Origin of the sequence: Leclercia sp. CFBP8987 (assembly GCF_034044995.2) — a bacterium.
GTDB lineage: Bacteria > Pseudomonadota > Gammaproteobacteria > Enterobacterales > Enterobacteriaceae > Enterobacter > Enterobacter tamurae.
Genome location: NZ_CM188255.1, coordinates 3,572,422 through 3,596,846, shown reverse-complemented (window position 1 = coordinate 3,596,846; position 24,425 = coordinate 3,572,422). Strand labels below are relative to the sequence as shown.

18 protein-coding genes are annotated in these 24,425 nt (G+C 58.3%); 10 read left to right on the top strand and 8 right to left on the bottom strand.

The window, feature by feature from the left end; genetic code table 11:
* Positions 1 to 193: 193 nt before the first annotated feature.
* The 5 genes from purL to glnB all read left to right on the top strand — a co-directional run bounded on the left by purL (position 194) and on the right by glnB (position 8,572).
* A complete protein-coding gene (gene purL / locus SOM40_RS17255) occupies positions 194 to 4,081 on the top strand; it encodes a phosphoribosylformylglycinamidine synthase (RefSeq protein WP_320530409.1) in 3,888 nt (1,295 codons plus the stop codon).
* 550 nt (positions 4,082 to 4,631) lie between these two features.
* Entirely contained in the window at positions 4,632 to 6,065 is a 1,434-nt protein-coding gene (gene qseE, locus SOM40_RS17250; RefSeq protein WP_106994574.1) for a two component system sensor histidine kinase QseE/GlrK, read from the top strand.
* Positions 6,062 to 6,820 (top strand): two-component system QseEF-associated lipoprotein QseG, encoded by a 759-nt coding sequence (qseG, locus tag SOM40_RS17245; RefSeq protein WP_225758275.1) that lies wholly within the window; start codon positions 6,062 to 6,064, stop codon positions 6,818 to 6,820. The genes qseE and qseG overlap by 4 nt, the downstream gene beginning before the upstream one ends.
* Positions 6,817 to 8,154, top strand: a complete 1,338-nt coding sequence (glrR, locus tag SOM40_RS17240) for a two-component system response regulator GlrR (RefSeq protein WP_166183382.1) — start codon at positions 6,817 to 6,819, stop codon at positions 8,152 to 8,154. The genes qseG and glrR overlap by 4 nt, the downstream gene beginning before the upstream one ends.
* A gap of 79 nt (positions 8,155 to 8,233) precedes the next feature.
* Positions 8,234 to 8,572: a nitrogen regulatory protein P-II gene (gene glnB, locus SOM40_RS17235; protein ID WP_106994577.1), complete on the top strand. Its 339-nt coding sequence runs from the start codon at positions 8,234 to 8,236 to the stop codon at positions 8,570 to 8,572.
* Between the two features lie 265 nt (positions 8,573 to 8,837).
* Here the strand turns inward: glnB and SOM40_RS17230 are convergent, their stop codons facing one another.
* The 5 genes from SOM40_RS17230 to hmpA form a co-directional block, all read right to left on the bottom strand.
* On the bottom strand, positions 8,838 to 8,912 hold the full coding sequence (locus SOM40_RS17230; RefSeq protein ID WP_501050877.1) for a hypothetical protein: 75 nt from the start codon (positions 8,910 to 8,912) through the stop codon (positions 8,838 to 8,840).
* Between the two features lie 96 nt (positions 8,913 to 9,008).
* Positions 9,009 to 9,416 carry a DUF943 family protein gene (locus SOM40_RS17225; RefSeq protein WP_225758277.1) on the bottom strand — a complete coding sequence of 136 codons (408 nt, stop codon included), beginning with the start codon at positions 9,414 to 9,416 and terminating at the stop codon, positions 9,009 to 9,011.
* Entirely contained in the window at positions 9,409 to 10,569 is a 1,161-nt protein-coding gene (locus tag SOM40_RS17220; RefSeq protein WP_320530408.1) for a YPO3983 family protein, read from the bottom strand. Before SOM40_RS17220 ends, SOM40_RS17225 begins: the two co-directional genes overlap by 8 nt.
* Before the next feature lie 113 nt (positions 10,570 to 10,682).
* Entirely contained in the window at positions 10,683 to 11,165 is a 483-nt protein-coding gene (locus SOM40_RS17215; protein WP_225758278.1) for a PAAR domain-containing protein, read from the bottom strand.
* 441 nt (positions 11,166 to 11,606) lie between these two features.
* Positions 11,607 to 12,797 carry an NO-inducible flavohemoprotein gene (hmpA, locus tag SOM40_RS17210; protein ID WP_320530407.1) on the bottom strand — a complete coding sequence of 397 codons (1,191 nt, stop codon included), beginning with the start codon at positions 12,795 to 12,797 and terminating at the stop codon, positions 11,607 to 11,609.
* 305 nt (positions 12,798 to 13,102) lie between these two features.
* Here hmpA and glyA point away from each other — a divergent pair, with 305 nt between their 5' ends.
* A complete protein-coding gene (gene glyA / locus SOM40_RS17205; RefSeq protein ID WP_320530406.1) occupies positions 13,103 to 14,356 on the top strand; it encodes a serine hydroxymethyltransferase in 1,254 nt (417 codons plus the stop codon).
* Positions 14,357 to 14,404: 48 nt separating this feature from the next.
* Here glyA and SOM40_RS17200 read toward each other — a convergent pair whose 3' ends face one another.
* The gene (locus SOM40_RS17200) at positions 14,405 to 14,827 is read right to left on the bottom strand and encodes a DoxX family protein (RefSeq protein ID WP_106994580.1); all 423 of its coding nucleotides are present in this window, start codon (positions 14,825 to 14,827) and stop codon (positions 14,405 to 14,407) included.
* Positions 14,828 to 14,953: 126 nt separating this feature from the next.
* Positions 14,954 to 16,150 (bottom strand): ROK family transcriptional regulator, encoded by a 1,197-nt coding sequence (locus tag SOM40_RS17195; protein ID WP_320530405.1) that lies wholly within the window; start codon positions 16,148 to 16,150, stop codon positions 14,954 to 14,956.
* Positions 16,151 to 16,265: 115 nt separating this feature from the next.
* Between SOM40_RS17195 and SOM40_RS17190 the strand changes: the two genes are divergently transcribed.
* The 4 genes from SOM40_RS17190 to SOM40_RS17175 all read left to right on the top strand — a co-directional run bounded on the left by SOM40_RS17190 (position 16,266) and on the right by SOM40_RS17175 (position 23,106).
* Entirely contained in the window at positions 16,266 to 19,541 is a 3,276-nt protein-coding gene (locus SOM40_RS17190) for a DUF5107 domain-containing protein (RefSeq protein ID WP_320530404.1), read from the top strand.
* A 71-nt stretch (positions 19,542 to 19,612) separates the two neighbouring features.
* Positions 19,613 to 21,055 (top strand): sugar porter family MFS transporter, encoded by a 1,443-nt coding sequence (locus SOM40_RS17185; protein ID WP_320530403.1) that lies wholly within the window; start codon positions 19,613 to 19,615, stop codon positions 21,053 to 21,055.
* Entirely contained in the window at positions 21,052 to 21,888 is an 837-nt protein-coding gene (locus tag SOM40_RS17180; protein ID WP_320530422.1) for an aldose 1-epimerase, read from the top strand. Before SOM40_RS17185 ends, SOM40_RS17180 begins: the two co-directional genes overlap by 4 nt.
* 81 nt (positions 21,889 to 21,969) lie before the next feature.
* Entirely contained in the window at positions 21,970 to 23,106 is a 1,137-nt protein-coding gene (locus tag SOM40_RS17175; protein ID WP_106994585.1) for a 3-phenylpropionate MFS transporter, read from the top strand.
* Here the strand turns inward: SOM40_RS17175 and csiE are convergent.
* Positions 23,103 to 24,380: a stationary phase inducible protein CsiE gene (gene csiE / locus SOM40_RS17170; RefSeq protein ID WP_166183369.1), complete on the bottom strand. Its 1,278-nt coding sequence runs from the start codon at positions 24,378 to 24,380 to the stop codon at positions 23,103 to 23,105. The two genes, SOM40_RS17175 and csiE, sit on opposite strands and share 4 nt — an antisense overlap.
* Between the last annotated feature and the right edge of the window lie 45 nt (positions 24,381 to 24,425).

Sequence of the window (24,425 nt, the reverse complement as noted above, 5' to 3'; positions counted from 1 at the left end):
CGCGGCATTTTGCGTAAAGTTACGCCACTTGGCAACTTATTAGCGGGATAGGCAACACCAATGGTTAAATGACGGCGTCGATTTTATTACGACGCAAACGGTTTCGTCGGCGCTCAGGATCCACTATAATGGCGCCCGTTTTCCCCCTTGCGCACACTGTAAGCGCCTCCGGCGCTTCGAAGACGAGAGACTTATGATGGAAATTCTGCGTGGTTCGCCTGCACTGTCTGCCTTCCGTATCAACAAACTGCTGGCACGTTTTCAGGCGGCCGACCTTCCGGTAAGCAATATTTACGCTGAGTATGTCCATTTTGCTGACCTGAATGCTCCCTTAACGGCAGAGGATTTGGTCCGGCTTGAACGCCTGCTGAAGTATGGCCCAAGCCTGAGCAGCCATACCCCAAACGGTAAACTTCTGCTGGTTACGCCTCGTCCGGGCACCATCTCCCCCTGGTCTTCTAAAGCAACCGATATCGCCCGCAACTGTGGTCTGAGCCAGATTGACCGTCTGGAGCGCGGCGTGGCGTATTATGTTGAAGCCTCTACCCTGACTGACGCGCAGTGGGCCGTTGTGGCAACCGAACTGCACGACCGCATGATGGAGAGCGTGTTTGCCTCTCTGGACGACGCGCAGCAGCTCTTCTCCCACCACCAGCCAGCCCCCGTCCAGAGCGTGGACCTGCTGGGTGAAGGCCGTCAGGCGCTGATTGATGCCAACCTGCGTCTGGGCCTGGCGCTGGCGGAAGATGAAATCGACTACCTGCAGGACGCGTTCGTTAAGCTCAACCGCAACCCGAACGACATCGAACTCTATATGTTCGCCCAAGCTAACTCCGAGCACTGCCGCCACAAGATCTTCAACGCCGACTGGGTTATTGACGGCGAGCAGCAGCCGAAGTCGTTGTTCAAAATGATCAAAAACACCATGGAGAAAACCCCTGACCACGTGCTGTCTGCTTATAAAGACAACGCCGCGGTGATGGAAGGTTCCGAGGTGGGCCGCTTCTTCGCCGATCGCGAAGCAGGGCGCTATGACTTCCATCACGAGCCTGCGCATATCCTGATGAAGGTCGAAACCCATAACCACCCGACGGCGATCTCGCCGTGGCCGGGTGCAGCGACCGGTTCCGGCGGCGAAATTCGTGACGAAGGCGCTACCGGTCGTGGGGCAAAACCAAAAGCGGGTCTGGTGGGCTTCTCCGTTTCCAACCTGCGTATTCCGGGCTTTGAACAGCCATGGGAAGAGGATTTCGGTAAGCCGGAGCGCATTGTGACTGCGCTTGATATCATGACCGACGGCCCGCTGGGCGGCGCGGCGTTTAACAACGAATTTGGTCGTCCGGCCCTGAACGGCTATTTCCGTACCTACGAAGAGAAAGTGGAGAGCCACAACGGCGAAGAGCTGCGCGGCTACCACAAACCGATCATGCTGGCGGGCGGGATCGGCAACATCCGCGCCGATCACGTGCAGAAAGGCGAGATCGTGGTGGGTGCGAAGCTGATCGTACTCGGCGGTCCGGCGATGAACATCGGTCTGGGCGGCGGGGCGGCTTCCTCTATGGCCTCCGGCCAGTCTGATGCGGATCTCGATTTTGCCTCCGTACAGCGCGACAACCCGGAGATGGAGCGCCGTTGCCAGGAAGTGATCGACCGCTGCTGGCAGCTGGGCGACGCCAACCCAATTCTGTTTATTCACGACGTCGGCGCGGGCGGTCTCTCCAACGCCATGCCGGAGCTGGTGAGCGACGGCAACCGCGGCGGTCGCTTCAATCTGCGCGACATCCTGAGCGATGAGCCAGGCATGAGCCCGCTGGAGATCTGGTGTAACGAATCCCAGGAGCGCTACGTGCTGGCGGTGGCCCCGGATCAGCTGCCGCTGTTCGATGAGCTGTGCCGCCGCGAGCGCGCCCCGTATGCGGTGATCGGTGAAGCCACCGAAGAGATGCACCTCTCCCTGAGCGATACCCATTTCGACAACCAGCCGATTGACCTGCCGCTGGATGTGCTGTTGGGTAAAACGCCGAAGATGACCCGCGACGTACAGACCCGCAAGGCCAGCGGCAAAGCCCTCAACCTGCAGGGTGTGACCGTTGCCGAGGCGGTTAACCGCGTTCTGCATCTCCCGGCCGTGGCGGAGAAAACCTTCCTTGTCACCATCGGCGACCGCACCGTGACCGGCATGGTTGCCCGCGATCAGATGGTTGGCCCGTGGCAGGTGCCGGTGGCGAACTGCGCGGTGACCACCGCTAGCCTCGACAGCTACTACGGTGAAGCGATGGCGCTGGGCGAACGCTCCCCGGTTGCCCTGCTGGACTTCGCCGCCTCTGCCCGTCTGGCGGTAGGTGAAGCGCTGACCAATATCGCTGCCACGCAGATTGGCGACATCAAACGCATCAAACTCTCCGCAAACTGGATGGCCGCAGCCGGTCACCCGGGTGAAGACGCCGGGCTGTACGAAGCGGTGAAAGCGGTGGGTGAGGAGCTCTGTCCGGCGCTGGGTCTGACCATTCCGGTGGGTAAAGACTCCATGTCGATGAAGACCCGCTGGCAGGAAGGCAGCGAGCAGCGCGAGATGACCTCTCCGCTGTCGCTGGTTATTACTGCGTTTGCCCGCGTGGAAGATGTGCGTCATACCATCACGCCGCAGCTTTCTACCGAAGACAACGCCCTGCTGCTGATTGACCTGGGTAAAGGTCACAACACGCTGGGTGCCACCGCGCTGGCGCAGGTTTACCGTCAGCTGGGTGACAAGGCGGCAGATGTACGCGACGTAGCGCAGCTGAAAGGCTTCTACGACGCCATTCAGGCGCTGGTGGCGCAACGCAAACTGCTGGCCTACCACGACCGTTCTGACGGCGGCCTGCTGGTTACCCTGGCGGAGATGGCCTTCACCGGCCATTGCGGCGTGGAAGCCAACATTGCCAGCCTGGGCGACGACCGTCTGGCGGCGCTGTTCAACGAAGAGCTGGGTGCGGTAATTCAGGTGCGTGCTGCCGATCGCGAGGCGGTAGAAGCCCTGCTGGCACAGCACGGTCTTGGTGACTGTGTGCACTATCTGGGTAAAGCGGTGACCGGGGATCGCTTTGTTATTGAATCCAACGGTCAGGCGGTATTTGCCGAAAGCCGCTCTACGCTGCGCATGTGGTGGGCAGAAACCACCTGGCAGATGCAGCGTCTGCGTGACAACCCGGTGTGCGCCGATCAGGAGCACGAGGCGAAAGCCAACGACACCGATCCGGGCCTGAACGTGAAGCTCTCTTTCGACATCAATGAAGACATCGCCGCGCCGTATATCGCGAAGAGCGCCCGTCCGAAAGTGGCCGTTCTGCGCGAGCAGGGCGTCAACTCCCACGTTGAGATGGCGGCTGCCTTCCACCGTGCGGGCTTCGATGCCATCGACGTGCACATGAGCGACCTGCTGGCAGGCCGGACCGGTCTGGCTGATTTCCAGGCGCTGGTGGCGTGCGGCGGCTTCTCTTACGGCGACGTGCTGGGAGCCGGTGAGGGCTGGGCGAAATCCATTCTCTTCAACGACCGCGTCCGCGACGAGTTCGAAACCTTCTTCCACCGTCCACAGACTCTGGCCCTGGGCGTCTGTAACGGCTGTCAGATGATGTCGAACCTGCGCGAGCTGATCCCGGGCAGCGAAGCCTGGCCGCGCTTTGTGCGTAACCAGTCCGACCGCTTCGAAGCGCGTTTCAGCCTGGTGGAAGTGACCCAGAGCCCATCTCTGCTGTTGCAGGGAATGGTGGGATCGCAGATGCCAATTGCCGTGTCTCACGGTGAAGGGCAGGTGGAAGTGCGTAACGCCGCGCATCTGGCAGAGCTGGAGAGCAAAGGCCTGGTGGCGCTGCGCTTTGTCGATAACTTCGGTAAAGTCACGCAGACCTACCCGGCGAACCCGAACGGCTCTGCCAACGGGATCACCGCAGTGACCAGCGAAAGCGGCCGCGTTACGGTGATGATGCCGCACCCTGAGCGCGTGTTCCGCACCGTCAGCAACTCCTGGCACCCGGAGAACTGGGGCGAGGACAGCCCGTGGATGCGTATCTTCCGCAACGCGCGTAAGCAGTTGGGTTAAATCCAAAACGGCAACCACGGTTGCCGTTTTGTTTTGTAGGCCGGGCAAACGCCGTGCCGCCCGGCAATTCCCCGGTGTCGCAAATGTGCGACAACCCTCACATTATGATGTCGCCAATTGGCGACATTTAACCTGTTGATATTTATAGCACCCAGAATAACCCTGCAAGGGTGTTGCTAATAAGCGACAGATAGCCTGAAAATCATCCCATCCGAAATTACCGCTGGTATCTATAAAAAATCATATAAATTAACACTTTAATATTTTTATTTGCATTCTGGCACATCTGTTGCATAATAATAACCAGTGGCTCATTCACCCTCTTATGTCAGCCCCTTCGGGACGCGCTACATAAACTTCGAATGACGCACAAAAAGGTGCCTGCCGTCCAACTACTGATCATAGCGTTGCTTTATCAGACCCAGGGCGAAACGTCGAGTTAGGCACCGCCTCATTCCATAACAAAGCCGGGTTTTTAACCCGGCTTTGTTGTATCTGAAGGGTTGTCCAGCTAGCATCCTCTTACCTCCTCGCGACAGAGAGTAATGCGTTGAAACGCTGGCCTGTTTTCCCTCGCTCCTTGCGACAGTTAGTCATGATGGCATTCCTGCTGATCCTGCTGCCTTTGCTGGTCCTGGCTTGGCAGGCATGGCAGAGCCTGAACGCCCTCAGCGCCCAGGCGGCGCTCACCAACCGTACTACCCTGATTGATGCCCGCCGCAGCGAGGCGATGACCAATGCCGCGCTGGAGATGGAGCGCAGCTACCGGCAGTATTGCGTCCTCGACGACCGAACCCTGGCAACCGTCTATCAAAATCAGCGTAAGCGCTACAGCGAAATGCTCGACGCCCATGCCGGGGTATTGCCGGATGACAAGCTCTATCAGGCCTTACGCCAGGATATTAATGCCCTGGCGCAGCTCCAGTGCCTTAACAGCGGCCCCGATGCGATGTCTGCCATGCGGCTGGAAGCCTTCGCCAATGCCAACGCCGAGATGGTGCAGGCGACCCGGGCGGTGATCTTCTCCCGCGGGCAGCAGCTCCAGCAGGAGATTGCCGAGCGCGGCCAGTTCTTTGGCTGGCAGGCGCTGGTGCTGTTTCTGGTCAGCCTGGTGCTGGTCCTGCTCTTCACCCGCATGATCATCGGCCCGGTCAAGGGCATCGAGCGGATGATCAACCGGCTGGGGGAGGGTCGCTCGCTGGGCAATACCGTAGTCTTTACCGGCCCGCGCGAGTTGCGCTCGGTCGGACAACGGATCATCTGGCTCTCAGAGCGGCTGGCGTGGCTCGAATCCCAGCGCCACCAGTTTTTACGCCACATCTCCCACGAACTGAAAACCCCGCTCGCCAGCATGCGTGAGGGGACCGAACTGCTGGCCGACGAGGTCGCCGGACCGCTAACGCCAGAGCAGGGGGAGATTGTGGAGATCCTCGATGCCAGCAGCCGCAATCTGCAAAAGCTGATTGAGCAGCTGCTCGATTACAACCGCAAGCTGGCCGACGGCATCCCCGAGCTGGAGCGCGTCGAGCTGGCGCCGCTGGTGGATATGGTGCTCTCCGCCCACAGCCTGCCTGCCCGGGCTAAAATGATGCATACTGAACTGGCACTCTCGACGCCCGCCTGTTTAGCCGAACCCATGCTGCTGATGAGCGTCCTGGATAATCTTTATTCCAACGCGGTGCACTATGGCATTGAATCCGGTACCATTTATGTTCGCAGTTTTACGCGCGACTCACGCGTCTGTATCGATGTCGCCAACACCGGAAACCCGATCCCCGACGATGAAAAAACGATGATCTTCGAACCCTTTTTCCAGGGGAGCCATCAACGCAAAGGGGCGGTTAAGGGAAGCGGTCTGGGGCTGAGTATCGCCCGCGACTGTATTCGTCGTATGCAGGGAGAGCTTAATCTTGTCACTGACGACCGTACCGATGTCTGTTTTCGCATCGAACTGCCGCTTGAGTCGGAAAAATCACTGAAATGAATCTAAGTCTGGTGAGTATGTCACACGTCTTTTCCCGCGCCATTAACGCGGTCTTTTCCGGCCACTTTATTCGCCTGAGCCTTCCCTGCCTGCTGCTGACCGGTTGCGTCACCCACGCACCCGCTCCAGCGATTAGCGACAAGCAGGATGAAAAATTGCCTGAACATCAGCTGGCGGACTTCCTCTCTACCGACTGCAATAATATCTGGCAGCTGCACGGTCAGGAGACCGACAGCAACCCGCTCTTCTGGCTGCGCGGCATGGACTGCGCGGACCGCCTCTCACCCGCCGCCGCGCGCGCAGAGGCCCGGGGCTGGACCGATGACACCTGGCAGGAGAGCTTTAAACGCGGGATCCTGCTGGCGAATGCCAAAATTAACCCGGTGGAGCGGCGGGTATTGACCACCCGGCTGGATGCGCTGAGCCCGCAGATCCCCGCCCAGGTGCGCCCGCTTTACCAGCTCTGGCGACACGGGCAGGTACTACAGCTGCAGCTGGCGGAAGAGCGTTCCCGCTACGGCAAGTTACAGCAGACCACCGATGGCGAACTGGATAACCTGCGCCAGCAGCAGCAATATTTACGCACGCAGCTGGACACCACCACGCGGAAGCTGGAAAACCTGACCGATATTGAACGGCAGCTCTCCACCCGTAAGCCGGTCAGTAACTATCTGCCGGATGCGCCGAAGAGTGCGACACCATCCGCTGACGGCGACGCGGCGGATACCCCGAACCAGGAGGATGGAAAGCCATGACAAGCCGAAAACCTGCGCATCTTTTGCTGGTGGATGATGACCCCGGCTTGCTGAAGCTGCTGGGCATGCGTCTGGTGAGCGAGGGCTACAGCGTGGTGACCGCCGAAAGCGGTCAGGAAGGGCTGAAAGTGCTGGGGCGCGAGAAGGTCGATCTGGTCATCAGCGATCTGCGGATGGATGAAATGGACGGCATGCAGCTGTTTACCGAGATCCAGAAGCTCCAGCCCGGCATGCCGGTGATTATCCTTACCGCCCACGGCTCGATCCCCGATGCCGTGGCGGCCACCCAGCAGGGCGTCTTCAGCTTCCTCACCAAACCGGTAGATAAAGACGCGCTTTACAAAGCCATTGATGACGCGCTGGAACATGCCGCGCCGTCCGGGGACGAGACGTGGCGGGAGTCATTTGTCACCCGCAGCCCGATCATGCTGCGGCTGCTGGAGCAGGCGCGGATGGTGGCGCAGTCCGATGTCAGCGTGCTGATTAACGGCCAGAGCGGCACCGGGAAGGAGATCCTCGCCCAGGCGATCCACAATGCCAGCCCGCGGGGCAAAAATGCCTTTATCGCCATCAACTGCGGGGCGCTGCCCGAGCAGCTGCTGGAGTCAGAACTGTTTGGTCATGCGCGCGGGGCCTTCACCGGCGCGGTCAGCAGCCGGGAAGGGCTGTTCCAGGCCGCAGAAGGCGGCACGCTGTTCCTCGATGAAATTGGCGATATGCCCGCTCCCCTGCAGGTCAAGCTGCTGCGCGTGCTGCAGGAGCGTAAGGTCAGGCCGCTGGGCAGTAACCGTGATATCGACATCAACGTGCGCATTATCTCGGCCACCCACCGGGATCTGCCCAAGGCGATGGCGCGCAACGAGTTCCGCGAGGACCTCTTCTATCGCCTTAACGTCGTCAACCTGAAGATCCCGGCGCTGGCGGAGCGGGCGGAAGATATTCCCCTGCTGGCCACCCAGCTGTTGCGCCAGTCCGCCGAGCGGCATAAGCCCTTCGTGCGGGCCTTCTCCACTGATGCCATGAAGCGGCTGATGACCGCCAGCTGGCCCGGTAACGTGCGCCAGCTGGTGAACGTGATTGAGCAGTGCGTGGCGCTCACCTCCTCGCCGGTGATCAGCGATGCGCTGGTGGAGCAGGCCCTGGAGGGGGAGAACACCGCCTTGCCGACCTTCGTCGAGGCCCGTAACCAGTTCGAGCTCAACTATCTGCGTAAGCTACTGCAGATCACCAAAGGCAACGTCACCCATGCCGCACGGATGGCCGGACGTAACCGCACCGAGTTTTATAAGCTGCTGTCGCGCCATGAGCTGGAAGCAAACGATTTTAAAGAGTGATACGCTAAATTCCGCCTGAATATGATACTGTGAGCAACCGATTACGAGGCAGCTGACAGGCATAAGTTTAAGGAACACCATGAAAAAGATTGATGCGATTATTAAACCTTTCAAACTGGATGATGTGCGCGAAGCGCTGGCGGAAGTCGGCATCACCGGCATGACGGTAACGGAAGTGAAAGGCTTTGGTCGTCAGAAGGGCCACACGGAACTCTACCGTGGCGCGGAATACATGGTCGATTTCCTGCCGAAGGTAAAAATTGAAATCGTGGTGTCGGACGACATCGTCGAGACCTGCGTGGATACCATTATCCGCACTGCGCAGACCGGCAAAATCGGCGACGGCAAAATTTTCGTCTTTGACGTGTCGCGCGTGATCCGTATCCGTACCGGCGAAGAAGACGACGAGGCGATTTAATCCCGCGTCGTTTGTTGCCCGTTGGCCCGCGCAAGCTGAGTCCAACCGGACGGACACGTAAAATGCCGCTTGCAGCAGCCATTGGTATAGGGTGTACAAGACTATGCTGAATTCTTGAGGTTTAAGCCTTACTATGGCTATAAACATTAGCCTAACTGGTTAACCTTCGATTAAACCACCTCTCCAGGTGGTTTTTCGTTTACAGGGCAAGAAATACACGCTCTCAAAAAAGGATCTCAAGAAGATCCTTTTCTATTTTGGCTTCTCACCAGGCTATCTGACGGCTTTTCAGGTACGGAAAATGTCTGACCAGAATCGTATTTCCGTCGTGAACAGTCACAATCTCTACCGGTGTAAAATACTGCCAGAGCAGATAGCCACAGCCTGCGACAGCGATAACGTCCGCTATCAACCGCTTATTCACCCCGCCTCCAGTTTAATATGACTCATATTTCAGCCCGTAATTCCTACTCCATCTCACATCGAAAAGTGGTTTTCTATCAATACACCGAGCCTCTGTCGACATGTCATTGAAACAAAAAACCTCATCTGTAAACCACAGCAAGCTTTCGTTCGGTTCAGTACGATATCCATTCCCAAAATCCATAATCAAAACGTGATAGAAGCCGTCTTCATCTTTGTGTGGAATCCCGTATTTTTCCTGAATCATGTCCTTATTAGCTTCCCACCAGTCTATCCGACGGCTTTTCAGGTACGGAAAATGTCTGACCAATATTTTATAACTGTCATGAACTGCTACAATCTCCACTGGGGTCTGATACTGCCATAGCAGATAACCCCCGGAAGCTGCAGCAATGATGCCCGCGATCAGCCGTTTATTCACCTCTCCTCCCGCTAATTTCCACGGTCGCATTCATCTCGGTGATAAATGGCCTGTAGCCATATTTCATATAGCGCTGCAGCACAAACCAGATACGAAAAAGTCGCCCCTCACGGTAAATAGGGTTCAGGATATCTGCATCATCAAGTCCGAAGTGATCCTGAATTCGGTAATGCACCTTTGCTCGGTAGTGGTCACCCATCACCTCCAGTGATTCCAGCGTAATATGCGTGGCCCAGGTATCATGGACGGTAATCACCAGCCCGTTAGTCCGGTCGACCAGATGGTCAAATTTAGGTAATACAGCATCATTGACGTCATTAAAGTTGCCCTTGTCGTCGAATAATACGCTTTCTTTACGCTGCGGGATAAAGCCATATTCGTAGCTCACAGCATCATCCAAAGCCTTTTTAATCTTCAACAACGAGCTTTTTTCAGAACGGTCATTCAAAATCTGCTCTTTAAGCGCCTTATCCAACAGAGGGCTACTGTACGGCCTACCGCTGTTACCCTGCATATGGCTGATCATCTCTGTGATGATGTCCTGATATTCCCCCTGAAACGAGAATACCTTCGCCAGCCCCCGGAACTCATCAAACATCAGCCGGGCGCTTTCATCCCGGCTGATAATGACCGGCTTACTCTCCGTCAGGTTGCCCGGATAAAATCCGCCATACGGACTGGTGGGAGCTGACGGTGCAAGGGTTAGCGTATACGGGTTCACTTTTGCCGAGACATCCGTCAGGCCAAAGCGCCCTTTCAGCACCTCCTCGCTCAGATCGCCGCAATGCATGTCCTTCGCGTCATAATCATCCATAAGGCGCTTCGTGGTATAAATCCGCACCGGAAGCGGCAGAGGTTCAGGCGGTGCTTCTGCCGGTACAGCAGCCGTTGGCCGGGCTTTCGCCGTCTGGGCGTATTGCACCGGCTCTGCCCCGGATGCAACCGTCATCATCATCGGGTCTGACACCTCAACCACACCCGGCGCGATGAGCCAGTTTGTCCCTGTCGTGCACCCGCAGCGAATGGCGGAACCGTCTACCGCAACCGCCACCATATTTGTCTGCCGGTGATCTCCGCTGACGATCACCCCGACCTCGCCGCATTTCGGGCAGTGCGAGGTTTTATCCCCGATATAGAGTTTCAGCTTCCCCATCACCGACATGCCGGGACGGGAGGCATAGCAGACAGAGCCCGTGGACGTTTTATCCCCGTCAAGCCCGACGTTTTTACCGTGAACGATACAGCCTCTGTTGACCCACATCGTCTTCAGACTCCTTTCGCCAGAAACGACTCGTCCATCGGCATACCGTCACGCTCAACCAGCATACCGGTTGCCTGCGGTGTACTGATAATCTGGTCGCCGTTGCTCAGAAGGCTGTCCACAAGCGCAATCCCGCGCTCGTTTTTAGTGATGTTCTTTCCGCAGCCGTTGATAATCCGTGCGTTAGTGCCGTCAGGGTAAACCACCTCATCGCCTTCCAGCGCGATATTGACCCTGCGCCCGCCCTCAAGCTCAATCTCACCACCATTCCATGCTGCCCGCACCACACCACCTCGTGCTGTCAGACTGCCATCAACGGCAATCCGGAAAATCGCCGTCGCCGGATGATCACACATAAAAGCTTCCTGTGCTTCGACAAGCTCCCGTGCGCTATCCGGCATCGCCGCTTTCTGCTCTGCTGAGAACGGCGGCATTGATAATGAAGCCGCCATTTCTGGGGGCAGTTCATTGGTGTATTGCTGTGACATATAAAATCCTTTTTGTTTGTGTGGTTAATAAGTATCCCATCATACACTGGGTAGCTTCAGGGTAAATAGCTTTACCTGTCGCCAATATTGGACCTCCTCAGCGGGAAAATTTCTCTTACAGCCTGTCGGAAAAGCCAGTGATGAAGGTGGTATACGTTCTCAAAGCTCGATGCAGAAGGTGCGCCTTTATTGCGCTCGGAGCGGGGCTGACAGTATCTGATGGCAGGCTATCAGGCTTAATTGAAGGCCAGAGCATGAAGCGAAGCATATTGTGCAAAGGGAAATGCTTGAATAATGCTCTGATAGAGAAATCTATCTGGAGCGGACAAACCTGAAATTAAAAGGCCTGAGTCCGGTAGACTACCGAACCCAGGCCCTGAAAACCGCTTAACATGAACAGTCCAACTTTATGGGCTTATTCCAGAAGAGGGGCTTTTTGCATTACAGCACCTTATGCGGGCCGAAGCATTCGTAATGAATGTTCTCTTTATTCACCCCCAGCTCAACCAACTGCGCCGCGGCATACTGCATAAACGCCACCGGGCCACAAACGTAGAACTGCATCTCCGGCGCGTGGAAGTGATCTTTATGCTGGCTTAACGCCATCAGACCTTCGCTGTCGAAGCGCGCTGCGGCGCGGTCATCGTCTGTCGGCAGGCGATACCAGGTATGCGCGGTAAAGTGCGGCAGACCGGCAGCCAGAGTTTTCACTTCATCAGAAAACGCATGCACTTCGCCATTTTCTGCGGCGTGGAACCAGTTCACCTGCGCCTGATGTTGCGATTTCGCCAGGGTATCCAGCATCGCCAGCATTGGAGTCTGACCGACACCCGCGGAGATCAGCGTCACTGGCGTATTAGCATCCACCGCCATAAAGAAATCACCCGCCGGTGCGGCCAGATGTACCACATCACCGACGTTGGCTTCGTTGTGCAGCCAGGTCGAGACCTGACCACCTTCCTCGCGTTTCACCGCAATACGATAGCCTTTGCCGTTTGGCTTGCGGGTCAGGGAGTACTGGCGGATCTCCTGATGCGGGAAGCCTTCAGGCTTCAGCCACACGCCCAGATACTGGCCCGGCTGGTAATCGGCAACCGGCTGACCGTCGACCGGCTCAAATTCAAAGCTGGTAATAAGCTGGCTGCGCGGCGTTTTTTCCACGATACGGAAGGCGCGGGTGCCCTCCCAGCCGCCGTTCTTGCTGGCGTTTTCGCTGTAGATCTGCGCTTCACGTTTGATAAACACGTTGGCCAGCACGCCGTAAGCTTTGCCCCACGCGTCCAGCACTTCCTGGCCCGGGCTGAACATCTCATCCAGCGTCGCCAGCAGGTGGCTGCCCACGATGTTGTACTGCTCGGGTTTGATCTGGAAGCTGGTGTGTTTCTGGGCAATTTTTTCCACCGCTGGCAGCAGCGCCGGCAGGTTCTCAATGTTGCTGGCGTAGGCGGCAATGGCGTTGAATAACGCTTCACGCTGATCGCCGTTACGCTGGTTGCTCATGTTGAAAATCTCTTTGAGCTCCGGGTTGTGCGCGAACATGCGATCGTAAAAATGGGCGGTAAGTTTCGGGCCGGTTTCAACCAGCAGGGGAATGGTGGCTTTAACGGTAGCGATGGTTTGAGCGTCTAACATAGCAGCTTCCTTCAAATGTTACTTTAATGATGTATTTTATATGCATCTTATAAAAAATAACCCTGCGTTGTAAATGGTTCTTTGCAACGTGAATTAACTGCATCACAAACCTGAAAAGAAATCCAGTTTACAGGGTGAGAGCGTTATTGCTCAAACCCTTGCGTGGCGGGTAGGTAAACGTTTGCGTAAAATCGTTTGTCAAGACCTGTTATCACTCTGCTAATCAGTTATACTGTTGCCCGTCGTCCAACTGGACCGCCTTTTTCAGGCAAAAATTTACTTGTTAGCTGAGTCAGGAGATGCGGATGTTAAAGCGTGAAATGAACATTGCCGATTATGATGCCGAACTGTGGCAGGCTATGGAGCAGGAAAAAGTACGTCAGGAAGAGCACATCGAACTGATCGCCTCCGAAAACTACACCAGCCCGCGCGTGATGCAGGCGCAGGGCTCTCAGCTGACCAACAAATACGCTGAAGGTTACCCGGGCAAGCGCTACTACGGCGGTTGCGAGTATGTGGATATCGTTGAGCAGCTGGCGATCGACCGTGCCAAAGAGCTGTTTGGCGCAGACTACGCTAACGTGCAGCCGCACTCCGGCTCTCAGGCTAACTTCGCTGTTTACACCGCGCTGCTGCAGCCGGGCGACACCGTGCTGGGTATGAACCTGGCGCAGGGCGGTCACCTGACTCACGGCTCCCCGGTTAACTTCTCCGGCAAACTCTACAACATCATCCCTTACGGTATTGATGAGACCGGTAAAATTGACTACGAAGACATGGCGAAGCAGGCTAAAGAGCACAAACCGAAGATGATCATCGGTGGCTTCTCTGCTTACTCCGGCGTGGTTGACTGGGCAAAAATGCGTGAAATCGCCGACAGCATCGGCGCATACCTGTTCGTCGACATGGCGCACGTGGCGGGTCTGATCGCCGCAGGCGTTTACCCGAACCCGGTTCCACACGCTCACGTGGTCACCACCACCACCCACAAAACCCTGGCGGGTCCACGCGGTGGACTGATCCTGGCGAAGGGCGGCGACGACGATCTGTATAAGAAACTGAACTCTGCGGTATTCCCAAGCGCGCAGGGCGGCCCGCTGATGCACGTGATCGCAGCCAAAGCTGTGGCGCTGAAAGAAGCGATGGAGCCTGAGTTCAAAGTTTACCAGCAGCAGGTTGCCAAAAACGCCAAAGCGATGGTGGAAGTGTTCCTGAACCGTGGCTACAAAGTGGTCTCCGGCGGCACTGAAAACCACCTGTTCCTGCTGGATCTGGTGGATAAAAACCTGACCGGTAAAGAAGCTGACGCTGCCCTGGGCCGCGCCAACATCACCGTCAACAAAAACAGCGTACCAAACGATCCGAAGAGCCCATTCGTGACTTCCGGTATCCGTATCGGTTCTCCGGCTGTGACTCGCCGCGGCTTTAAAGAAGCGGAAGTGAAAGAGCTGGCTGGCTGGATGTGTGACGTGCTGGACAACATCAATGACGAAGCCGTTATCGAACGCGTGAAAGCCAAAGTGCTCGATATCTGCTCGCGCTTCCCGGTTTACGCCTAATTCTGCCCCGCAGAACAAAAAGGCCGCTTATGCGGCCTTTTTTTATGGCTAACGTCGGTCGATGGAGATAGCCCCCGGCCCGGCGACCGCCAGCAGCAGAAACCCGCCGGCGATACTGATGTTCTTGAAGAAATTAATCATGTTCGGCATCACCGCATCGCCGCTCATATCCCAGTAGTGGTGACCAATCACCGCCGTACCCAGGGTATAAAAGACAAACAGCACCGCCAGTGGACGGGTAAAAAAGCCGAGCACGATCAGAATGGCGGCGGGCACCTCCATGATCACCGCCACGATGGCCGCCAGCATCGGCATCGGGGCGCCGAGCTTCGCCATGTACTGCACCGTGCCGTCAAAACCAAACATCTTCGGCACGCCAAAAATAATAAACAGCAGGATCAGAGCGAGGCGGGCGATCAACAGGATCAGCGCCCGGGAGTGACCGAAATCGAAATAGCGTAATCTGTTCATGGCAGGCTCGATATGAGTGGGATTTATCTTAAAGCTAATACACAAAATGCCGGTCCGCCATTCAGGTTTTCTTCATAAATCAGGCATCAGGGTGATGTAAATTTTCCTGTCTGCGGCAGGTTCCCGTCAGCCTGCCTCCAGCGCATCCTCCACAAACAGATAACCAATACCGATAATCTGCTGCTGCCGGGTTAAGCCGCCAAAAGCGATCTCCGTTTGCCGGTTACGCACCGCATCCCCCTGATCGAAGGGTGTAAAGCCGATCTGGCGATTAATGGTTTGCAGCCAGCGTTCGCCGAAGGTGCAGCTGCGACCATAGAACCAGATTTGGTTGATGTTGAGCACATTGAGCAGATTGTAGAGCGTCAGCCCGATGGCGTTAGCGGCCTCGTCGGCCCAGCGCTGAATATTCACGTCACCCTGACGCCAGGCATCCAGCAGCTGCAGGCTGGTCAGGGTATCCGGGTCGAGACTCAGGGAGCCGGGTTGTGATTTCAGCCACAGCCGCGCCTGTTTTTTTAAGGCCGACAGGGAGGCGACCGTCTCCAGGCAGCCGTATCGCCCGCAGGCGCAGGCCACGCCGTCGCGATCAAAAATGGTGTGGCCAATCTGCCCGCTGCCGTTGAGCGTGCCGCGATAGACCTGGCCATTAATGACGAACGAGGAGCCGATGCCGTAATCGACGTTAATCACGCAAAAATCGTCGCGGTTGGCCGGGTTTTGCCATTTTTCCGCCAGGGCCAGCATCACGCAGTCGTTATCCACCATCACCGTGATGCCGAGTTTTTCTTCCAGCAGATACTTAATCTCAATCGGTTTTTTCCACGGTGCCTGGGGCATGATCTGGGACACTCCGGTGGCGGTATCCACCTGGCCGTGGATCCCGAGTGCCAGGTTAATCCGCTGCCCGGGCCAGCGTTTACGCTGCTGCTGCCACAGGCTTTCGATGGCCTGCAACAGCGCCTCTGGGGTGCGGGCGTTGACGTCGGTCCAGGTAAAATCCCCCAGGGGTGACATGCGCCCGTCGATCAGCTGGCTTTCAATGCTGGTGGGGCTGACATTCATGCAGAGTATCAGTGGACCCTCATCCGGGATCTGGTAGTGACCGCTGTTCATCCCTCGGGTGCTGAGGTTTTCGCTGGAATGCGCCAGCTTATTGTCAGCCACCAGCTCATCCAGAATCTTACTGACGGCGGGGATTGACAGCCCGGTGTGCTGGGCCAGCTGCGATTTGCTCAGACGCTTATAGCGCCAGATCAGCGCCATGATTGTGCGTCGGTTATGCTGCCGCACCCGCTGGTTGTTCAGACCGGCTATCTGCATTTCACTAAACTCCGTTAATAGTATTGCGTGAGCATTACGCAATCAGCGCGCTGAATTCCTCTCTACACTGCCATCTTATCGTCTTTCACTGTTATTTGTTTACTGGAGTGTGATTATGTCTGGAGCAGTTAACGTCTGGCGGGAAACCATCGCCTTACCGACATGGACCACCGGCGCAGAAGATACTAACCCGATGTTCCTGGAAAAACGCGTGTACCAGGGTTCCTCCGGCGCGGTCTATCCCTACGGCGTGACCGATACCCTGACCGGGACCCGCGAGATGCGTGATTACCAGGCGGTGTGGATGGAAAACGACTTCATTCGCATCATGCTGCTGCCGGAGCTGGGCGGACGTATTCATCGCGCATATGACAAAGTTCAGGAGCGTGATTTCGTCTACTACAACGAGGTGGTGAAACCGGCGCTGGTGGGCCTGCTGGGGCCATGGATCTCCGGCGGGATCGAGTTTAACTGGCCGCAGCACCATCGCCCGACCACCTTTATGCCGGTTGACGTGACCATCCAGCAGCAGGATGGCGGGGCGCAGACCGTCTGGCTGGGTGAGGCCGAGCCAATGCGCGGCCTGCAGGTGATGACTGGCTTTACGCTCTACCCGGATCGGGCGTTGATTGAGATCACCGGCAAAGTCTTCAACGGCAACGCCACGCCGCGCCACTTCCTGTGGTGGGCCAACCCGGCGGTGAAGGGCGGGGACGATCATCAGAGCGTCTTCCCGCCGGACGTCACGGCGGTGTTTGACCACGGCAAGCGTGCAGTCTCGGCTTTCCCGATCGCCACCGGCACCTACTATAAAGTCGACTACTCGGCGGGCGTGGACATCTCGCGCTACAAAAACGTGCCGGTCCCGACCTCCTACATGGCAGAAAAATCGGCCTACGATTTTGTCGGCGCCTACCATCATGGTGAGCGCGGCGGCCTGCTGCACGTGGCCGATCACCACGTTTCTCCGGGTAAAAAGCAGTGGTCCTGGGGCCATGACGATTTTGGTCGCGCCTGGGATCGCAATCTGACCGATGAAAACGGCCCCTATATTGAGCTGATGACCGGCGTCTTCACCGATAACCAGCCTGATTTCACCTGGCTTGCGCCGTATGAAGAGAAGATCTTCGTGCAGAATTTCCTGCCCTACAGCGAGCTGGGGCAGGTGCAGAACGCCAACACCCAGCTGGCGCTTAAGCTGGAGCGGTGCGAGCAGCAGCTTCACCTCGGCCTGTACGCCATCGCCCCGCTTCAGGGCGTGCGCCTCGAACTGACCGCAGAGGGCAAGCCGGTGTGGGAAACGCAGCTGACCCTGATGCCGGGTGAAAGCTGGCAGCAGGCGCTGGCGGACGAATGGCCGCAGCGCTTAACCCTGACCATAAAAGAGGCCTCGGGCCGCACGCTGCTGCATTACCAGGAACATATCGCCGAGGAAACCCCGCTGCCGGACCCGGCCACCGCACCCGCCATGCCGGAAAACATCAGCAACAGCGATGAACTCTATTTTATTGGTCAGCATCTGGAGCAGTACAACCACGCCAGCCGCTATGCGGAAGATTACTACCGCCGTGCGCTGGAGCTGGATGCCCACGACTATCGCAACAACGTCGCGCTGGGCACCCTGGCGCTGAACCGCGCCGACTGGGGGCTGGCGCAACGCTGTGCCGAAGCCGCCCTGGTGCGTGCGCATAAGTTAAATAAAAATCCGCGGGATGGTGAAGCCAGCCAGCTGCTGGCGACGGCGCTGGAGCGGCAGGGGGACGACGATGCCGCCTGGGATCACTACTACAAAGCCTCCTGGAGCGGAAACTGCCGTGATGCCGCGTTCTGGTCGCTGGCGCGGCTGGCGATGAAGTGCGGGAATTACGCTGACGCGCTGGAAAAAGTCGACATCAGCCTCGGGATCAATGCCAGCAACAATCTGGCGATGGGGCTCAAAGCGCTGGCCCTGGCTCAGGTTGAGGGCGAATGTGCAGCGCAGGACTACATTGACGGCTGTCTGCAAACCCATCCTCTGAGCTACACCCTGCACTATGCCCGTTGGGCGATCGCCCGGGACGAGGTTTCACGTGACAAGCTGTTGCAGGTGACGGGTCGTCGTGGGGCCAACGCCTGCGTGCTGGCGGGCTGGTTAACCTCGATGGGCATGCGCGACGCCGCCCGCGAGATGCTGGATCTGCTCGACAGCCAGGAGACCTTGCCTCAGCTGTGGCGGGCCGCGTTAAGCGATGAGCCTGCCACGCGTGCCCATTACATTGCCGCCGCGCGCCGCTGTGAGCCCAACCGGGTGCGTTTCCCGAACGCACTGGATGAAGTGCAGATGCTGCAGCGCCTGCAGGATGATCCGTTCGCCCGCTATCTGCTGGGCTGCTTCTGGTACAGCAAACGTCGATATGACGATGCGGTCGCCTGCTGGCAAACCACCCTGGCGCAGGAGCCGCAGTTTGCTCCGGCGCACCGCCTGCTGGGGATCTACGCCTGGAATAAAGAGCACAACCTGGCGCTGGCGGAGCAGCATCTGCAACGCGCCGTGGAGCTGGAATCTGACAACCCGCGTTTCCTGTTTGAGCTGGATTATCTCAATAAGCTCACCGGCCAGCCGGTGGCGAACCGCCTCGCCATGCTTACCGGGCGGGAAAATGTGGTCCTCAAACGCGATGACCTGACCGCAGAACTGTTAAGTCTGTGGAACAGTTCCGGGCGCTACGACGCTGCGGCGCAGGTGCTTCAGGCACGTCAGTTCCATCCGTGGGAGGGCGGGGAAGGTAAGGTGACCGGGCAGTATCTGCTCAACCAGCAGCACCGCGCCTTGCAGCACATTGCTCGCGGCGAGTTCCGCGAGGCGATTGACCTGCTGCAAGCGGCCCTGCGTTATCCGCACAACCTCGGGGAGGGGCGTCTGCCGGGGCAAACCGATAACGATATCTGGTATCTGTTGGGCTACTGCCACGCCCGCGGCGATGAGCAGGCCGAGGCGCAGCGCTGCTTTACCCGGGCGGCACAGGGGGGCTCAACCCTTGAGGCGGGGCGCTACTACAACGATCAGCCGGCAGATTACCTGTTCTGGCAGGGGATGGCCCTGCGGCAACTGGGGGACAGCGCGGCGGCGGAGCGTCACTTCCAGGGGTTCCTGGCCTGGGTGCAGGCGCATCGCGACGACGTGCCGGAGGCCGATTTCTTCGCAGTCTCGCTGCCGGATCTGGTGGTGCTGGATACGCCAGCCGGGCAGCAACATCAGCAGCACTGCCTGTTCATTGAGGCGCTGGGTCATGCCGGACTGGGTGACAGCGCAGCCTGCAAACGCCAGCTGGCGGCCTTGCTGGCACTTAACCCGGCCCATGACAAAGCGCATCTGATTCAGCATGCGCAGGCAGCCGGTATTTTCCATTAACTGACTCTGCAGGTGGGGAAACCCACCTGTTAACCCTCTGTACCCTGCGTTTCCCTTAAAGAGGAATCAACATGAATAACAGTGCGCAGACACAACTGAAAATGGGCTACGTCTGGACTATCTGTCTGGTCGCCGCCTGCGGTGGATTGCTGTTTGGCTACGACTGGGTGGTAATTGGCGGGGCCAAACCCTTCTATGAAGCCTGGTTCTCGATTACCGACCCGGCGCAATCCGGCTGGGCGATGAGTTCCGCCCTGGTGGGCTGTATTTTCGGGGCTTTAATCTCTGGATGGTGCGCCGATAAATTTGGCCGTAAGTGGCCGCTGATCCTCTCGGCGGTGCTGTTCAGCGCCTCGGCGTGGGGCACGGCGGTGGCGAGCAGCTTTGATATGTTCGTGGTCTATCGCATCGTCGGCGGGGTGGGGATTGGCCTCGCCTCCGCCCTCAGCCCGCTCTACATCGCCGAGGTCAGCCCGGCGGATAAGCGCGGTCGCTTCGTGGCCATTAACCAGCTCACCATCGTGGTGGGGGTACTGGCGGCGCAGCTGATTAACCTGATGATTGCCGAGCCGGTGGCACCTGGCGCCACCCAGGAGGCTATCGTCCAGAGCTGGAACGGACAAACCGGCTGGCGCTGGATGTTCGGTGCCGAGCTGGTGCCGGCCCTGGCGTTCCTGGTTCTGATGTTCTTTGTTCCGGAATCCCCGCGCTGGCTGATGAAGGCCGGCAAGCCGGAACGTGCCCGCGCCATGCTGGAGCGTATTGGCACCCCGGAGTACGCCAGCCAGACCTTAAAAGAGATTGCTCACACCCTGGAAAAAGACACCCAGAAAGTGGCGTACTCCACGCTGCTGCAACCCCAGGTCAAACCGATCGTCATTATCGGCATGGTGCTGGCGATGTTCCAGCAGTGGTGCGGGATCAACGTCATCTTCAACTATGCTCAGGAGATCTTCGCCTCGGCCGGGTTTGATATCAACGACACCCTCAAGTCGATTGTGGCGACCGGCATCATCAACCTGGTCTTTACCCTCGCCGCGCTGCCGCTGGTGGACAAAATTGGCCGTCGCAAGCTGATGCTGTTGGGCGCCTCGGGCTTAACCATTATCTACGTGCTGATTGCCAGCGCCTACGCGATGAACATCATGGGCTGGCCGGTTCTGCTGCTGGTGCTGGCGGCGATTGCCATCTACGCCCTGACGCTGGCTCCGGTGACCTGGGTGCTGCTGTCGGAGATCTTCCCCAACCGCGTCCGCGGCCTGGCGATGTCGATGGGGACCCTGGCGCTGTGGATCGCCTGCTTCCTGCTGACCTACACCTTCCCGCTGCTCAATGCCGGGCTGGGGGCGGCGGGCAGTTTCCTGCTCTACGGAGCGATCTGCGCCGCCGGGTATCTCTACATTCTGCGTAAAGTCCCGGAAACCAAAGGCGTGACCCTGGAGGCGCTGGAGGAGCAGCTGGAAAAACAGCACAGCAAAGTGGCCGCAACGGCGGATGCCGGGCGCGTACACTGATGGATCTGCTGTTGATAGAAAACGCGCATCTGCGGATGCGCGTCAATCCGCAGGGCGGCGGATTGCAGGAACTCTTCTCCCTCACCCACGGGCAGCCCGTGCTGTGGGATGAGGGGGAGAGCGCGCTGTTTCCGATGGTGCCGCTGGCCAACCGGGTGGCGGGTAATCGCTTTGCCTTTCAGGGGCGGGATATTACCCTGCCGCAAAGCCCGGTGGACGAGCGCTTCTTTTTGCACGGCGATGGCTGGCAGTCTCCCTGGCAGGTGGCCTCGCTCACCGATACAGAGTGTGTTCTGAGGCTGCGCCGCCAGCATGACTGCGGCTTCGATTATCAGGCGGTGCTGCGCTATCAGTTGCGCGAGCATGTTCTGCGGGCGGAGCTGATGCTCACCCATCTCGGCCCGCAGCCGATGCTGTACGGTCTGGGCTTTCATCCATGGTTTTACGTTGACGAACACAGCCGCCTGCAGTTTTCCGCCAGCGGCTACTGGCCGGAAGGGGAGCACCATTTACCGCTGGCGTGGCAGGGAGATATCCCGCCGGAGATCGATTTCAGTACCGCCCGGCAGGGGAGGGAGGGATGGCTGAATGTCGGCTACTCCGGCTGGAACGGCGTGGCAACGATCCTGCGTGATGTGATGAATATCACAATTACCGCGCAAACTCCGTGGCTGATGCTGTTCAGAATGTCGGGTAAATCATTCCTGTGCCTCGAACCGCAGAGCCATCCGGTCAACGCTCACCATATGGCCGGGCAGCCTGGGCTGGTGGTCTTAGGCCCGGGCGACAGCACCCGTTTTGCGATGGAGATTGCCGTCGAAAGCGCCGCCTGAGCCTGTTAATCAGCTGTTAATACCCGCTTGCGCCAGCCTGTTTTTACCGCCAGACTATCGCCTCCAAAACGGGAGGGATTCATGGTTTTGCATTCCACGCGCTGGCTGGCGCTCAGCTACTTCACCTACTTTTTTAGCTACGGTATTTTTCTGCCTTTCTGGAGCGTCTGGCTCAAAGGGATTGGTCTCACGCCGGAGATGATTGGCGTTCTGCTTGGCTCAGGCCTGGTGGCGCGTTTTCTCGGCAGCCTGCTTATTGCCCCGCGCGTCAGCGATCCCTCCCTGTTAATCAAAGCCGTGCGCGTACTGGCGCTGCTTACCCTGGTATTTATGGCCGGCTTCTGGGTTAGCCAGCAGTTTGCCTGGCTGGTGGTAGTGATGGTGGGCTTTAACCTCTTCTTCTCGCCGCTGGTACCGCTGACCGATGCGCTGGCCAATACCTGGCAGAAGCAGATCACCATGGACTATGGCCGGGTGCGGCTGTGGGGCTCTATCGCCTTTGTGATTGGCTCGGCGCTGGTGGGCAAGCTGGTCAGCCTGTATGACTATCAGGCCATTCTGGCCCTGCTGAGCGTCGGGATTGCCTCGATGCTGCTTGGGATGCTGCTGCGCCCGTCGGTAATGCCGCAGGGCGAAAGCCGTCAGCAGGAGAGCGCCGGCTGGCCGGCATGGCGCTCGCTGGTGGCCCAGAGCTGGCGCTTCCTCGCCTGCGTCTGCCTGCTGCAGGGGGCGCATGCCGCTTACTATGGCTTCAGCGCGATTTACTGGCAGGGAGCCGGGTATTCGGCCTCGGCCGTCGGCTACCTCTGGTCGCTGGGCGTGGTGGCGGAAGTGATCATTTTTGCCCTCAGCAACCGGCTGTTCCGCCGCTTTGGCGCCCGGGAGCTGCTCCTGCTCTCTGCCGTCTGCGGCGTTGTTCGCTGGGGGATCATGGGCTGGACTACCGAGCTGCCGTGGCTGATTGTCGCGCAGATCCTGCACTGCGGCACCTTTACGGTGTGCCATCTGGCGGCGATGCGTTATATCTCGGCCCGCGAAGGCAGCGATGTGATCCGCCTGCAGGCGGTCTACTCGGCGGTGGCGATGGGGGGCAGTATTGCGATCATGACCGTCTTCGCCGGCTTCCTGTACCAGCATCTCGGTCACGGGGTGTTCTGGGTGATGGCGCTGGTGGCGCTCCCCGCGATCCTGCTGCGTCCGCGGGTGGCAGCGCGTTAAGATTCCAGCATGGCGCGAATATGTTCCTGCTGCTGCGCATTCAACGCCTCGACGGCGTGGATGAGCGGCGGTGAGAACAGCGGCAGGGCGGTGGTGTAGGGCGTGACCACCAGGGCGGCCTCGCGCGGGGCGCCCTCCTTCTGAAAGGCCTGTAGCGTCACATAGCGAATGTTCAGCGGCAGCAGGGTTAACTCCCGCAGCTGCTGCTCAATCAGCTCCTCGCAGGCTTTATCCTCCCCGGTCAATAACACCACCTGTTTTTCATGCAGATCGCTCTCCTGCATCAGCCAGGCGCCAAAGATCACCGCCACCAGGCTCGACTCCTCCTCGGAGAAGCGCAGGCCAAACTCCGACTCGAGCTCGAACAGCACCTCCCGGGTGGTACGCATCAGGCGCGGGTAGAGGCGGTGGATCTCCTCGGGGAGGCTGTTGTCGATACCGATGCCAAACAGCGAGCGGTCCAGCGCCTGGGAAATATGCACATAAAGCTGATCGGTCAGCCCCTTCTCGTCGCTGAACTGCATGCCGGTTTGCCCATGAAAGCGGGCGATCATGCGGGTGATGGTGCGGCGCAGCCGGTCATCCTCCTGGTGCGCATCGCGAAGGGGATCCGGCGTGCGGAGCATCATAAACAGCAGCGCCAGGAAAGGTTGCTCATCGGCGTGGGGCACCAGCGCCACGCGGCGCTGCCAGTGGCGCACAATCTCCTGCGCCATCAGATATTCGTTACGTGACTGGGTCCAGTTGCGCTGAATCACTGAAAATTCCGGGCTCTGGCCCAGATGGTGCTGAAGCAGGCAGTACTGCAGATAGAGCTGCAAAAACTGCGTGTCCCGGGATTCAAACTGACGCTGCAGGCGGCGGGAGCAAAAATTAATCAGCGCCCGCAGATTGGTATCGTCATATAAAGTGCGGGCGATGCCGAGCTGCTTTAGCGCGATTTTCAGAGATGGGGTAAACTGCTGCGCGACGAAGTGGGGGCAGAGGCGTAACGCCCTGCGCAACCAGTGCAGCAGGCATAAACGTTGGTTCAGGTGGCTACCTTCAAGCAGGTAGCAGCCATCATGCTGTGTCGCAATGTCGAGCTGGTGATAGCGCTGGATCTCCATGCGCATCTCGTCGATATCCTGCCGGCAGAGGGCATCATCGACACCATTGATTTCACCGATGCGTTGCAGGTTGGCACGGAATCCTGGCACATAGAGCATCAACAGAACCTGGCAGCGGCGCTGCGAACTGGAAAGTGCAGATGGCATTTCGAGAGTCGTCATCATCTGTCGGGTTCCAGTGAGTGTGTTTGATAAGAATAGCTAAAGGAT

Bases quoted from the DNA above. Each gene is read 5' to 3' on its own strand.
- SOM40_RS17175 (WP_106994585.1), top strand. From the start codon at position 21,970: ATGGTTTTGCATTCCACGCGCTGGCTGGCGCTCAGCTACTTCACCTAC.
- glnB (WP_106994577.1), top strand. From the start codon at position 8,234: ATGAAAAAGATTGATGCGATTATTAAACCTTTCAAACTGGATGATGTG.
- SOM40_RS17195 (WP_320530405.1), bottom strand. From the start codon at position 16,150: ATGCAGATAGCCGGTCTGAACAACCAGCGGGTGCGGCAGCATAACCGA.
- SOM40_RS17215 (WP_225758278.1), bottom strand. From the start codon at position 11,165: ATGTCACAGCAATACACCAATGAACTGCCCCCAGAAATGGCGGCTTCA.
- qseG (WP_225758275.1), top strand. From the start codon at position 6,062: ATGAATCTAAGTCTGGTGAGTATGTCACACGTCTTTTCCCGCGCCATT.
- SOM40_RS17190 (WP_320530404.1), top strand. From the start codon at position 16,266: ATGTCTGGAGCAGTTAACGTCTGGCGGGAAACCATCGCCTTACCGACA.
- hmpA (WP_320530407.1), bottom strand. From the start codon at position 12,797: ATGTTAGACGCTCAAACCATCGCTACCGTTAAAGCCACCATTCCCCTG.
- glyA (WP_320530406.1), top strand. From the start codon at position 13,103: ATGTTAAAGCGTGAAATGAACATTGCCGATTATGATGCCGAACTGTGG.
- SOM40_RS17200 (WP_106994580.1), bottom strand. From the start codon at position 14,827: ATGAACAGATTACGCTATTTCGATTTCGGTCACTCCCGGGCGCTGATC.
- glrR (WP_166183382.1), top strand. From the start codon at position 6,817: ATGACAAGCCGAAAACCTGCGCATCTTTTGCTGGTGGATGATGACCCC.
- SOM40_RS17185 (WP_320530403.1), top strand. From the start codon at position 19,613: ATGAATAACAGTGCGCAGACACAACTGAAAATGGGCTACGTCTGGACT.
- SOM40_RS17220 (WP_320530408.1), bottom strand. From the start codon at position 10,569: ATGGGGAAGCTGAAACTCTATATCGGGGATAAAACCTCGCACTGCCCG.
- csiE (WP_166183369.1), bottom strand. From the start codon at position 24,380: ATGATGACGACTCTCGAAATGCCATCTGCACTTTCCAGTTCGCAGCGC.
- purL (WP_320530409.1), top strand. From the start codon at position 194: ATGATGGAAATTCTGCGTGGTTCGCCTGCACTGTCTGCCTTCCGTATC.